At 62.9% G+C, this 12,431-nt stretch carries 12 protein-coding genes; 11 read left to right on the forward strand and 1 reads right to left on the reverse strand.

Annotated elements, in window-relative coordinates; genetic code table 11:
• The first annotated feature begins 2 nt into the window (after nt 1-2).
• Nucleotides 3-1,292, forward strand: a complete 1,290-nt coding sequence (locus HF916_RS14870; protein ID WP_240975555.1) for an amidohydrolase family protein — start codon at nt 3-5, stop codon at nt 1,290-1,292.
• Nucleotides 1,293-1,506: 214 nt separating this feature from the next.
• Here HF916_RS14870 and HF916_RS14875 read toward each other — a convergent pair whose 3' ends face one another.
• Complete coding sequence (locus HF916_RS14875; protein ID WP_168789682.1) at nt 1,507-2,634, reverse strand: porin; 1,128 nt, start codon at nt 2,632-2,634, stop codon at nt 1,507-1,509.
• Nucleotides 2,635-3,150: 516 nt separating this feature from the next.
• Between HF916_RS14875 and HF916_RS14880 the strand changes: the two genes are divergently transcribed.
• The 10 genes from HF916_RS14880 to HF916_RS51490 all read left to right on the forward strand — a co-directional run bounded on the left by HF916_RS14880 (nt 3,151) and on the right by HF916_RS51490 (nt 12,355).
• Nucleotides 3,151-4,182 carry an ABC transporter substrate-binding protein gene (locus tag HF916_RS14880; RefSeq protein WP_168789683.1) on the forward strand — a complete coding sequence of 344 codons (1,032 nt, stop codon included), beginning with the start codon at nt 3,151-3,153 and terminating at the stop codon, nt 4,180-4,182.
• A gap of 3 nt (nt 4,183-4,185) precedes the next feature.
• Complete coding sequence (locus tag HF916_RS14885; RefSeq protein ID WP_168789684.1) at nt 4,186-5,019, forward strand: ABC transporter ATP-binding protein; 834 nt, start codon at nt 4,186-4,188, stop codon at nt 5,017-5,019.
• Entirely contained in the window at nt 5,019-5,858 is an 840-nt protein-coding gene (locus HF916_RS14890; protein ID WP_168789685.1) for an ABC transporter permease, read from the forward strand. Before HF916_RS14885 ends, HF916_RS14890 begins: the two co-directional genes overlap by 1 nt.
• Nucleotides 5,859-5,895: 37 nt before the next feature.
• On the forward strand, nt 5,896-7,281 hold the full coding sequence (locus HF916_RS14895; RefSeq protein WP_168789686.1) for an FAD-dependent oxidoreductase: 1,386 nt from the start codon (nt 5,896-5,898) through the stop codon (nt 7,279-7,281).
• Nucleotides 7,278-8,459: a CaiB/BaiF CoA transferase family protein gene (locus HF916_RS14900; protein WP_168789687.1), complete on the forward strand. Its 1,182-nt coding sequence runs from the start codon at nt 7,278-7,280 to the stop codon at nt 8,457-8,459. Before HF916_RS14895 ends, HF916_RS14900 begins: the two co-directional genes overlap by 4 nt.
• A complete protein-coding gene (locus tag HF916_RS14905; protein WP_168789688.1) occupies nt 8,456-9,229 on the forward strand; it encodes an enoyl-CoA hydratase-related protein in 774 nt (257 codons plus the stop codon). Before HF916_RS14900 ends, HF916_RS14905 begins: the two co-directional genes overlap by 4 nt.
• On the forward strand, nt 9,229-9,564 hold the full coding sequence (gene fdxA / locus HF916_RS14910) for a ferredoxin (RefSeq protein ID WP_168789689.1): 336 nt from the start codon (nt 9,229-9,231) through the stop codon (nt 9,562-9,564). Before HF916_RS14905 ends, fdxA begins: the two co-directional genes overlap by 1 nt.
• Before the next feature lie 9 nt (nt 9,565-9,573).
• Nucleotides 9,574-10,488 carry a LysR family transcriptional regulator gene (locus HF916_RS14915; protein ID WP_168789690.1) on the forward strand — a complete coding sequence of 305 codons (915 nt, stop codon included), beginning with the start codon at nt 9,574-9,576 and terminating at the stop codon, nt 10,486-10,488.
• 189 nt (nt 10,489-10,677) lie between these two features.
• On the forward strand, nt 10,678-12,123 hold the full coding sequence (locus tag HF916_RS14920; protein WP_168789691.1) for an NAD-dependent succinate-semialdehyde dehydrogenase: 1,446 nt from the start codon (nt 10,678-10,680) through the stop codon (nt 12,121-12,123).
• 106 nt (nt 12,124-12,229) lie between these two features.
• Nucleotides 12,230-12,355 carry a hypothetical protein gene (locus HF916_RS51490; protein WP_277352285.1) on the forward strand — a complete coding sequence of 42 codons (126 nt, stop codon included), beginning with the start codon at nt 12,230-12,232 and terminating at the stop codon, nt 12,353-12,355.
• Nucleotides 12,356-12,431 lie beyond the last annotated feature (76 nt).

Raw genomic sequence — 12,431 nt, forward strand, 5'->3', positions numbered from 1 at the left:
TTGTGCCGACCATCGGCGACTTGCGTACCGGCGACGTGCTCATCGAAGGGCAAGACATCGTTGCCGTCGAGTCCCGGATCGACGCCCCCGATGCCGAGCGTATCGACGCGAGCGGCATGATCGTGTTGCCCGGCTTTGTCGATGCGCATCGCCATACATGGCAAACCTGCGTGCGTCATCGCTATGCGGATATCGATCCGCAGATCTACTTCGCCGAGATGCTGGGCGCCAAGGGCGCCGCATTCCGGCCGGAGGATGTCTACGTCGGCACGCTGCTCGGCGCCGTGTCGGCGCTGGACGGCGGCATCACCACCATGCTCGACTGGTCGCACGTGCAGAACAGTCCGGAACATTCGGACGCGGCGATCATGGGCCTGCGCGACGCCAACATTCGCGGCGTCTTCGCCCATGGCTGGCCGCTGGTCGACGGCGCTTCGTGGATGTTCGACAGCCAGCGCGGCCACCCCGATGACATTCGCCGCTTACGCGAACGGTTCTTCTCGTCCGACGATCAACTGCTCACGCTGACGATGGCGGCGCGCGGCCCCGAAATGGCCCGGCGCGATGTATGGCTTGCGGATCTGCGGCTCGCCCGCGAACTCGACATACGCTCGACTATCCACATGGGCGCCTATGCGCGCAACGCATCCGTGAGGGCGATCGCGCAGATGCACGACGCTGGCGTATTGAATGACGACCTCACGTTCGTGCATTGCTGTTTCTGCGGCGCGGACGAGATCGTAATGATGGCCGACGCGGGCGTCAGCGCTTCGCTCGGCGTCCACTGTGAACTGAACGCGCAAGGCATCGGCGACATTCCGCTGGATCGGCTGCTCGCGGTGGGCATCCGGCCCAGCCTGAGCGGTGACACCGAAACGAAATGCTCAGGCGACATGTTCACGCAGATGCGGCATGCGTTCGCCTATTACCGTTCGTGGATGGGCGGCAACCACTCGAAGGTGGCGAATGCACCGGCCACGCTGTCGATGCGCGATGTGCTCGCGTTCGCCACGCTCGCCGGCGCGCGGGCGAACGGTCTGGATCACAAAGTCGGTTCGCTCACGCCGGGCAAGCAGGCGGACATCATCATGATTCGCGGCGACGACCTCAATCTCACACCGGTTTCCGACGCGGTGGGCGCCGTCGTGCTGGCGGCGCATCCGGGCAACGTGGACACCGTGCTCGTCGCGGGGCATGAGGTGAAGCGACATGGCCGCATGCTGGATGTCGATCTCGATGCGCTGCGGCAGCGCGCGTTTGCTTCGCAACAATACATTCTCGGACTGCAATGAGAGACGCCGCCGACTCGCACTCATCCTTGCGCCCGCTCGATCCCGAACTGGCCGCCATCGTGTCGGCCATGCGCGCCGCTCACGCGCCGCCGCCGTTTTCCGGCACGCCTGAGCAGGCCCGCGAGTGGATGCGGAGCGCCGTCATGAGCGCGCGCGAGCGTGTTTCCTTGCCTGTCGTCAGCTTTCTGATCGCCTGCTTCGCTGGTCACACCGCTTACCATTTATGCCTGAGGCCGATCACCGCTGAGACTTGCGACTTGGTGGTGGACGGCGAAAGCGAGTAGATCTGCGCGTACTGCGCATCACCCGCCGCTTTCTGATAGATGCCGACGAGGAAGAGATCGGTGCGCTTGCTGAGCAGGTAGTCCACGCCTGTATTCACCTGATGCCATTTTGGACTATTGTCCTGCGGATGGTATTGCCCTGTGGTGAAGATATACGCGGCGCCGAGCATGAGTTGCGGCGTCACGTAGTCGGTCAACGAAACCTCGAAATTCTGCAGGGTCAGCCGCGACGTGTCGAGATAGTCGAATCGCGCGTTGGTATAAAGCAGCGACAAACTCGCTGTCCCGAACGCGTAAGCGCCGCCCGCTCCAAACATTCTTTGCTTGCTGACGCCCGCGTTGGTTGCCGGATTGGTGATGAACGGTGACGTGAAGCCATAGTCGTTGACCACCGCGCCGTTGGTGTTATTGGCGTCGTTCGGTGAATTGACCTGAAGGAACGCCAGACCGAGCGACAGCGGACCGTTGCGATATTGCGCTCCGGCGCTATAAGCGTTGTTATCGGAGAACCCGCCCGCCTTGTTCGAGAAACCGTAGAGCCCTTCGAACTGAAGCCCTTTATAGTCGACGCTCTTGTATTGGACCGCGTTGTTGATCCGGAATGTGTCGAACACGTTGTCACTGTCGCCAATGTGCGCACCGTACGCGGCGAACTGACAAGCCGACGAGAAGACACAGAGTGTCACTGCCTCGTCGTATTGACGGCCTAACGTCACCGTCCCGAGCGTATCCGACGACAAGCCGACAAAAGCCTGCCGGCCAAACTCGCGGCCGCCTTGCGACAATGCGCCGGTCGCCACACTATAGCCACCCTCCAGCGTGAAGATGGCTTTCAAGCCCCCGCCCAGATCCTCTACACCCTTCATCCCCCAGCGAGGCGTCTGCATCGGGCCGCTCGCGAATTGCCATGTTGCGTGGCCTTGTTTGTCGGCCCCCTTCTGGTTATTCGCATAGACGATGCCCGTCGAGATCAGGCCATACAAGGTTACGCTGCTTTGGGCGGATGCCGTCTGGCAGGACAGTGCCAAGGCGGCGAGAGCAAAGATGCGTCGATTCATGATTTCCTTTGAACGTTTGTTTTGGGAAAGTGAAAGCGGATTTTTGAATCTGAACAGTGATTAGGATGGCGAATCAAAAGTCATGCGCGACGAAGGTTTTGAATCGTGGATAGCCGCCTTAACTGTCTTGGGTTAAATGGTCACGCAGCGCAGCGTTCCCGCACCGGGATTGCTTTTCATTACAACCACCTTTCGTCGCTCGTCCTGTGCGCTCAAGCGAATCTGGTGCGATTGCTGGCGATTCTTGCGGAACAAAATTCGTGACAGCTAGCACTGAATTTGATTACCAGTGATCGAATTTTTAGCGCGCCAAGGCCGAAGTGGTGCACGAATCGCGCACGCGTGTGGGAGTTTGGTCAGAAAGCGTGCGCGGACGGAGTGCTCTAATTTCGGCATCACTCATCTTCAAAATTGATGCTTGCGGGGACACTTTTGACTCTTAATAATCGTTTTACCGGCAGCACTGAGCGTTAAAGGACCGGCCCCTTGTATCCAGAAGGACCAACGGAGGAGATGATGTCAGTAATCGAAAATGCCGGACGTCGGCGTTTGCTGCGGATGACACTCGCGGCGGGCGGCATGGCTGCAACGGGCGCACTGCTTTCGGTGCGCGCCTTTGCAGGCGACAGGACAACCGTCAACATGCAACTGGGCTGGATTCCCGGCGGCAACCAGGTCGGCGAAGTGACGGCGAAGCGGCTCGGCTATTACGAGCAGGAAGGCATCGATTTTCACATCCAGCCGGGTGGCCCGAATATCGACGGTGTCGCGATTGTCGCCTCGGGCCGATCCGACGCCGGCGAGATTTCGTCGAGTCCGTCGATCATGCTTGCGGTCTCGGAAGGCTTGCCGATCAAGTGCATCGCGGTTGGCCTGCAGCAGCATCCTTACAGTTTCTTTTCGCTCAAGAAAAACCCCGTACGCACGCCGCACGACATGATCGGCAAGCGTATCGGTATTCAGTCGACGGGCATGGTGCTGCTCAAGGCACTGCTCGCGAAGAACAAGATTCCGGAAAGCCAGGTCAACATCGTGCCGATCGGCGCCGACATGATGCCGCTTCTGAGTGGTCAGGTCGATGCGGTAACCGGCTGGCAAACCAACACCACGGCACTCAAGCCGCTCGGTGCGGATCGCGTCGACCTGCGCCTGTGGGACACCGGCGTGCGCCTCTACGCGCTGCCGTACTACGCGAACACCACGACGCTCAAGGAGCATCCCGACACCGTTGCGCGCTTCCTGCGTGCAACCGCGCGTGGCTGGGTCTACGCGAACGCGCATCGCGATCAGGCCGTCGATCTGCTCATCAAGGAATATCCGAACCTGAACCATGCCGATGAGCGTGTCGCGATCGATTCGCTGATGGGCTATGCGTTCGATCAGACCACGCAGACTCAGGGCTGGGGCACGATGGACGCCAAGGTCTGGGAAGAGCAGATCACGATGTACGGTCAACTGGGCCAGTTCCGCGGAAGTCAGCCAAAGGTCGGCGACGTGATGACGATGGACGTTCTTAACGCTACCCGCTCCTCTCGCCTCAAGGTGTAATCCATGCATGCTGCCACTATGAATCCGCCGCGCGCGGAAGAGCCCGGCTCGTCCGTCGCCGCGCGGCAAGACACTTCTCTGTCTATCAGTTGCCGCAATGTCAACGTGCGCTTCTTCACCGACCGGCGCAGCGTCACTGCGATCGAGGGCTTGAGCCTCGACGTCGCGACCGGCGAATTCCTCACGCTGCTCGGTCCCTCGGGTTGCGGGAAGTCGACGTTCCTGCGCGTCGTCGCGGACCTGATCAAGCCGAGCCGTGGCGAGATCAGCGTGCTCGGCGCCGCGCCGCGTGTCGCTCGGGAGAATCGGGACATCGGCTTCGTGTTTCAGGATGCGGCGTTGCTGCCATGGCGCACGGCCATCCAGAACGTGCAGTTGCCACTTGAAGTCGCGGGCGGTAAGGCGCGTGCGGGCCGGGCAACGCCGCGTGAACTGCTTGAACTCGTCGGCCTCAAGGGCCGCGAGGACGCTTTCCCGCACGAGATGTCAGGTGGGATGCGCCAGCGTGTCGCCATTGCGCGTGCTCTCGTCAGTGATCCAAAGGTCTTGCTGATGGATGAGCCGTTCGGCGCGCTCGATGAAATCACGCGCGACCGCCTGAACGAAGAATTGCGCCGCGTCTGGAAAGAGATGGGCCTCACGACACTCTTCGTCACCCACAGCATTTATGAAGCGGCGTTTCTCGGCCAGCGCGTGCTGATGCTGGCCGCCAACCCCGGACGTGTGAAGGAGATCGTCCCGGTCGGGCTGCCGGAAGATCGAACGCTCGACATCCGCGAGACCCGTGAATTCGTCGAACTCGCTGCCTATCTGCGGCGCGTACTGGAGACCTGCTGATGACCACGTCCGAAATGCAATTGAACCTGTCGTCGCAAGCGGCGGACCCTGAAGCGCAGGCCTGGCTCGCGCGTCGCCGTCAGCGCCTGTGGCGGGCGCGCCTGCTGCCGGTACTCGGCGTCGCGGGTCTGCTGTTCGCGTGGTGGGCGGTCGTGGCGGGCTTTCACGTGAAGCCGTTTATCGCGCCGTCGCCGCTGCTGGTTCTGGAGACGCTTTTCAGCAAGAGCGATGTGCTGCTGCAAAACCTGGTGCCGACCGCGATCGAGGCATGCGGCGGGTTTCTGCTCGGCAATCTTGCGGCGATTTTGATTGCCACCGTCTTCGTCCACAACAAGACGCTACAGGACATCTTCTATCCCGTCGCGGTGATGATCAATTCGATTCCGGTGGTCGCGAAGGCGCCGATTCTCGTCCTCATCATGGGCAACGGTCTGGAGCCGAAGATCACGATCGCGGCAATCGTCTGTTTCTTTCCGACGCTCGTGAACATGGTTCGTGGGCTGCAAGCGGTGAACCCGCAGGCAATGGAACTGATGCAGATCCTGTCGGCGAGCAAGCGCGAAATCTTCTTCAAGCTGCGCCTCTACGCTTCGCTGCCGTATCTCTTCTCCGCATTGCGCATTGCCGCGTCGATGTCGGTGATTGGCGCGGTGGTCGGTGAATGGATCGGCGCCACGCAAGGTATCGGCGCAATGATCATTCAGGCCACCTACAGCTTCGATTCAGCGCTGCTGTACACGGCCATCATCATGAGCGCGGTACTGTCCGGCCTGTTTTTCCTGGCCATCGCGATTGTCGAGCGCCTGGTGGTCAGATGGCAGCCCGAAAGCACGCATTGAAACGAACACGAAACAGCCGAATTCTCAGAGGGGACATATGAACATGATCAGCGATTGGACTCAGGAAAGTGCGCGCGATGTGCGCATCGCGGCCAAGGCAAACGTCGTGGTAGTCGGCGGCGGCCCCGCGGGCCTGTCGGCAGCGATTGGAGCGGCGCGCAACGGCGCCGAGGTGATTCTGCTGGAGCGTTACAACCACCTGGGCGGCCTCGCATCCGGCGGCATGGTGCTGGTACTCGACGACATGTGGGACAACCACTTGCAGGAAATCTCGGTGCGCGGCGTCTGCATGACGTTCATCGAACGGATGGCGGCGCGCAAGCTGGCGATGTTCCCGCGCTCGGACGAATGGGGTGAGGATCCCGCCGCGTATCGCAAGTGGGGGCGCTGGGGCACTTTCGACTTTCACAGCCAGAAGACACCGCACCCGGTATGTTTCGCCGCGGCGTTCGATCCGGATGCGATGAAACGTGTCGCGCTGGAGATGGTGGAATCGCTCGGCATCAAGCTGCGTTTGCATTCATGGTTCTCGCGCACGCTGGTCGAAGACGGCCAGGTGAAGGGCGTGATCTGCGAGACCAAGAGCGGCCGTGAAGCGATCCTCGCCGACGTGGTGATCGACGCGACCGGCGACCTGGACGTCGCGGCGTCGGCGGGTGTACCGCATGTCGGCGGCACCTATATCACGACGACGGTATTTCGACTCGGCGGCGTCGATACGGAAGCGGCCGAGCGTTTCGAAGCCGAGGAGCCCGAGGCGTTTGCGGCGCTGGATCGTCAGATCAAGCGCATTCTCGGCGGCTCGTGGGGCTACTGGTGGCTGAAGACACCGTTGCCCGGCGTGGTGTGGTGCAACTGCCCGCACATGGCCGGTCTCGATGGTCTCAAGCCTGAGGACCTGACACGCGCGGAAGTGCAGGGGCGTCAGCACATTCACGCAGTGGTCGATTTCGTGCGCGAGAAGCTGCCGGGTTTCGAGCAGTGTTACGTGATCGATGTCGCGCCGCAAACCGGCGTGCGTCAGACGCGCCTGCTCGAAGGCGAGTATGTGATGACGAAGGACGACCTCGCGCAGCGTACCCGTTTCGACGACAGCATCGCGCGTGGCCGCGACTACTACATGCCGTATCGCGTGCTGCTGCCGAAGCAGATCGACAACCTGCTGGTGGCCGGCCGTCACTACTCGGCGACCTCGCAGGCGCAGAAGATGTCTCGCGAAATCCCGCCTTGCATGGCGATGGGCGAAGCCGCCGGTGTGGCTGCGGCTCTTGCTCTCGAAGCGGGCGTGCGGGTGCGCGACGTCGACGTGCATGCGTTGCAGAAGACCTTGCGTTCGCAAGGCGCCGATCCGGGCGACCAGACCGGCCGCAACGCCGATATTCCGCCGCTTGCCGTGCACATCAATCAGCGGGAGGCCGCATGAGCGTCGCCAACAACACTGCAAAGACGCCTGACCTGCCACTGTCCGGCGTGCGAGTCGTCGATCTTACGCAGGTCATGATGGGCCCAGTCTGCACGCAGATGCTCGCCGACTATGGCGCCGACGTGATCAAGGTCGAGAGAAAGGGTGCGGGCGATCTCAGCCGCTCGACGTTCGAGCCGGTGGCCGGCGCGGACAATCCGATCTTCTGCAGTTTGAATCGCAACAAGCGCAGCGTGGCACTCGACCTGCGCGACGCGCGGCAACTGGCGGATTTGAAGGCGCTGATCGCGGACGCGGATGTGGTCGTCAGCAATTTCCGGGCGGGCGTGATGGACCGGATGGGCGTCGGCTATGAAGACTGCCGCCAGTTGAATCCGCGGATCATCTACGCGGTGGGTACGGGCTTCGGCGAAACCGGACCCTATGCGCACAAGGGTGGCCAGGATGTGCTGGCCCAGGCGATGAGCGGTGTGATGGCGCGCCGCGCGGATGAATCGCTGCCGATTTCCGTGTACCCGACGGCGCTCGCCGACTATTCGGCGGGCATGCATATGGTGCAGGGCATCCTGCTCGCGCTGCTGCATCGTGACCGCACGGGCGAGGGGCAGAAGGTCAACGTGTCGCTGTACAACTCGATGCTCGCGATGCAGATGCAGGAAGCCGCCATGATCATGATGGCCGACTCGGAAGTGAACTGGGCTGCAATGCCGCTGTCGGGCGTCTTCGATACCCAGGACGGTGCCCTGGTGCTCGTGGGTGCGTTCAAGGCGAATCCGCTGCGCGACATCTGCACCGCGCTGCAGATCGAAGACCTCTCTCTCGACGCGCGCTTTTGCAACCTCAACCAGCAGTTCGTTCACAAGAGCGAATTGCAGCGGATCTTCCGGGAGCGCTTCGCGAGCAACACGCGCGACTTCTGGCTCGCCCGGCTCGAAGAGCAGGACTTGTTGTGTGCGCCGGTGCGTGATCTGCGTGAAGCACTGGTCGATCCTCAGACCCTGCATAACCAGCTGATTCTGGAAGGAGAGGGCGAGGGCCAGCCGGTGCGTTTCATCGGCAGCCCGATCGAGCTTTCGCTCGCACCGGTGGGCTTGCGACGTGGGCCGCCGCGCCTCGGCCAGCATACCGACGAGGTCCTGCAGCAATTGCGCGGCAAGGTCGCCACGGAGGCCGTATGAGCGTACGTCTTGTGATCGATCAGCACGTTGCCACGGTGACGCTGGCGCGGCCGGAAGCGCTCAACGCCGTGGACCTCGCCACCGAAGCCGAACTGCAACACGTGTGGACCGAACTCGAACATAGCCGTGACGTGCGCGTCGTGGTCCTGACCGGCGAGGGCGAGCGCGCGTTCTGCGTCGGCGCGGACCTGAAGAATCCGTCGGTGAGCGGTCTCGAATACTGGGGGGCGCCACGCCCCGGCGGCTTCGGCGGCATTGCGTTGCGTGAGACGCTGAACGTGCCGGTGATCGCGCGGGTCAACGGTTATGCGTTGGGCGGTGGCTTCGAAATGGTGCTGGGCTGCGATCTGGTCGTCGCCTGTGAGGAGGCGAGCTTCGGGCTGCCCGAGGCGCTCGTCGGGCGCATGCCGCTCGACGGCGGCATGACCCTGCTGCAACGCCAGATCCCCTACCGCCAGGCGATGGCGATGCTGATGACCGGCCGCCGGATTTCGGCACGCGAGGGGCTCGACATGGGCCTCGTCAATGAAGTCGTGCCGCGTGCCGAACTGGATGCCGCCGTCGACCGCTGGGTTCAGGCGCTGCTCGCGTGCGCGCCGCTGTCGCTGCAGGCCATCAAGCAGGTGGTCAAGCGCACGTCCACGCTCTCGCCGGCCGACGCTCAGGCGTTGCGACTGCCCGCCTTGGTGGCCGCGCTACAATCCGACGACGCGAATGAAGGTGTGCGCGCGTTTCAGGAGAAGCGCAAACCGGTCTGGAGTGGACACTGATGGCCTATGTCATCACTTCGCCGTGCATCGACGTCAAAGACGGCGCGTGTGTGCAATGCTGTCCGGTCGACTGTATCTACGAGGGCGGGCGCACGCTCTACATCCACCCTGAGGAATGCATCAACTGCGGGGTGTGTGTGTCCGTGTGTCCGACCGAGGCGATCTTTCACGACGAAGAACTGCCGCACTCGGAGGCCGCCTTCGCCGCCGTGAACCGGGATTTCTTCGGGCCGGACGCCAGTGCACTCGGTTCCCCGGGTGGCGCGTGCGACGTAGGCAAGGTAGCCTGCGATCATCCCGTGGTCGCCGCCTGGACGGTGCGGCCGATGAACTGAGAAAACACGATGCACGCGAATGTCCTGAAATATTTTGTCGAAGTGGCTCGGTGCAGTTCGATCCGCAAGGCCGCGCAGAATCTCTATGTCGCGTCGAGCGCGGTCAACCGGCAGATCCTCAAGCTCGAGGCGGAGATGGGGACCGAACTGTTCGACCGGCTGCCGAACGGCATCCGGCTGAACGCGGCCGGCGAGCGCATGCTGCAGCACATTCGCGCGACGCTGAACGACTTCCACCTGATGCGCAGCGAACTCGACGACCTCAAAGGCGAACGCAAGGGACATGTGTCGGTGGCGGCCATGGATTCGCTTTTCGTCGACTTCCTGCCGGCGACCGTCGAGGAGTTTTCGGACGCCTATCCGGCTGTGACCTATTCGATCGCCGCGGTGCCTCCGCATGACGTGCCGACGCGACTCGTTAGTGGTGAATACGACGTCGGCATTTCGTACATTACGAAGCTGCCCGCCGGACTCGATGTCGTGAGCGAAGTATCGTTACCGCCGGGTGTGGTGATGGCATCGTCGCATCCGCTGGCGAAGATGGAGCGCATCAGTTTCGACGAGTGCCGCAATCACGCGTTTCTGCGGCTCGAAGGACGATCGCCGATCCAGGGCGTTGTCACGACCGACTTTCCCGAGTACTGGGAGTCGCTGCAGCCGAGCGTCACCTGTAACTCGACGACTTTGCTCAAGCGGCTGATTGCATCCGGGCGAGGCATTTCGTTTTTCTCGAAGCTGGCATTTCTCGACGAGCTGGCGCGTGGTGACGTGGTATGGCGGCCGCTCGACGACGTGAACGTCAACGAGCTCACCGTCGGCGTCATCACACCCAATCAGCGCGCGCTGCCTCATGTGACGCTGGAGTTCGTCGAACGTATTGTGCGGCGCCTGAAACACGTCGACCTGGCGCTGCGCGACGCCTGATCTGAGCGTTGCCGCTGAGCGCGCTTTGCCGCGGGTAGTGCGCGATCGCATCCGGCAGCGCTTGCATGCCTGGGCCTCTAGTTAGTTTGTCATCCTAAGTGGACTGTCCGTATTGCGGCAGTCCCGTCTCGACTGCCCGATCCTCCTCTGGATCGCGGTAAATCGTCTTCCAATCATCAGGAACACAACATGGTCACTTCAGGCTATACCGATACCCGACTTCTGATCAACGGCGAGTGGTGCGACGCCGCCAGCGGCAAGACTCTCGACGTCATCAATCCTGCTACCGGCAAGGCCATCGGCAAGGTGGCGCACGCCGGCATCGCCGATCTGGACCGCGCGCTGGCCGCCGCGCAGCGCGGCTTCGACGCCTGGCGCAAGGTGCCGGCCAACGAGCGCGCCGCGACCATGCGCAAGGCCGCCGCGCTGGTGCGCGAGCGCGCCTCGGACATCGCCCGCCTGATGACGCTGGAACAGGGCAAACCGTTTGCCGAAGCCCGCGTCGAAATGCTGGCGTCGGCGGACATCATCGAATGGTTCGCCGACGAAGGCCGCCGTGTCTACGGCCGCATCGTGCCGTCGCGCAACCTCGCGGCGCAGCAACTGGTGCTCAAGGAACCGATCGGCCCGGTCGCCGCCTTCACGCCGTGGAACTTCCCGGTCAACCAGGTCGTGCGCAAGCTGAGCGCCGCGCTCGCGTGCGGCTGCTCGTTCCTCGTCAAGGCACCGGAAGAAACCCCGGCGTCGCCGGCCGCACTGCTGCAGGCTTTCGTCGAAGCCGGCGTGCCGGCGGGCACGGTCGGCCTGGTGTTCGGCGACCCGGCTGAGATTTCCAGCTACCTGATTCCGCATCCGGTGATCCGCAAGGTCACGTTCACCGGCTCGACGCCGGTCGGCAAGCAACTGGCGGCACTGGCTGGCACGCACATGAAGCGCGCGACGATGGAACTGGGCGGTCATGCGCCGGTGATCGTGGCCGAAGACGCCGACGTGGCGCTCGCCGTGAAGGCTGCCGGCGGCGCGAAGTTCCGCAATGCCGGCCAGGTCTGCATCTCGCCGACGCGTTTCCTGGTGCACAACAGCCTCCGCGAAGAATTCGCCGCGGCGCTGGTCAAGCACGCCGAAAGTCTGAAGCTGGGTGACGGCCTCGCCGAAGGCACCACGCTCGGCCCGCTCGCCAACGCCCGCCGTCTCACGGCGATGAGCAAGGTGCTCGACGACGCGCGCAAGACCGGCGCCAAGGTCGAAACCGGCGGCGAACGCGTGGGCTCGGAAGGCAACTTCTTCGCGCCGACGGTGCTGACCAACGTGTCGCTCGAATCGGATGTGTTCAACAACGAGCCGTTCGGCCCGATCGCCGCGATCCGCGGCTTCGACAAGCTCGAGGAAGCGATCGCCGAAGCGAACCGTCTGCCGTTCGGTCTCGCGGGCTACGCGTTCACGAAGTCGTTCACGAACGTGCATCTGCTGTCGCAGCAACTGGAAGTCGGCATGCTGTGGATCAACCAGCCGGCCACACCGTCGCCGGAAATGCCGTTCGGCGGCGTGAAGGATTCGGGCTACGGTTCGGAAGGCGGTCCGGAAGCGATGGAAGCTTATGTGGTGACCAAGGCCGTGTCGGTCACAGCGGCATAGCGGTGACCGGTCGGCGCTCGGTTTGATACGAGGCGCGCCGAGGAGGGGGCGTGCGCAGATTCGCGACGCCTATCCTGGGCGCGAGTTGGTCGCGCTGGAACTGGAGATGCCCGAGGCAAGCCGGGCCGTCGGCTATACCGTGCGTACCGACTGGCTCGGCACGGCTGTGCAGCAGGCATTTGTCGAGGTTCCGCGCGGAGAATGCGCGGCCGAATCCAACTACGAGCCGTGACCGCCGGCCGCGGCGCGAAACGGCGGTTCGCGGGTAAACCCGATTAGGGAATTTGCATAAAATTAAAATATTGACG

Origin of the sequence: Paraburkholderia aromaticivorans (assembly GCF_012689525.1) — a bacterium.
Classification (GTDB): Bacteria; Pseudomonadota; Gammaproteobacteria; order Burkholderiales; family Burkholderiaceae; genus Paraburkholderia; species Paraburkholderia aromaticivorans_A.

Coding starts and splice junctions, on each gene's coding strand:
- HF916_RS14890 (WP_168789685.1), top strand. CDS start 5,019: ATGACCACGTCCGAAATGCAATTGAACCTGTCGTCGCAAGCGGCGGAC.
- fdxA (WP_168789689.1), top strand. CDS start 9,229: ATGGCCTATGTCATCACTTCGCCGTGCATCGACGTCAAAGACGGCGCG.
- HF916_RS14885 (WP_168789684.1), top strand. CDS start 4,186: ATGCATGCTGCCACTATGAATCCGCCGCGCGCGGAAGAGCCCGGCTCG.
- HF916_RS51490 (WP_277352285.1), top strand. CDS start 12,230: ATGCCCGAGGCAAGCCGGGCCGTCGGCTATACCGTGCGTACCGACTGG.
- HF916_RS14920 (WP_168789691.1), top strand. CDS start 10,678: ATGGTCACTTCAGGCTATACCGATACCCGACTTCTGATCAACGGCGAG.
- HF916_RS14900 (WP_168789687.1), top strand. CDS start 7,278: ATGAGCGTCGCCAACAACACTGCAAAGACGCCTGACCTGCCACTGTCC.
- HF916_RS14915 (WP_168789690.1), top strand. CDS start 9,574: ATGCACGCGAATGTCCTGAAATATTTTGTCGAAGTGGCTCGGTGCAGT.
- HF916_RS14895 (WP_168789686.1), top strand. CDS start 5,896: ATGAACATGATCAGCGATTGGACTCAGGAAAGTGCGCGCGATGTGCGC.
- HF916_RS14875 (WP_168789682.1), bottom strand. CDS start 2,634: ATGAATCGACGCATCTTTGCTCTCGCCGCCTTGGCACTGTCCTGCCAG.
- HF916_RS14880 (WP_168789683.1), top strand. CDS start 3,151: ATGTCAGTAATCGAAAATGCCGGACGTCGGCGTTTGCTGCGGATGACA.
- HF916_RS14905 (WP_168789688.1), top strand. CDS start 8,456: ATGAGCGTACGTCTTGTGATCGATCAGCACGTTGCCACGGTGACGCTG.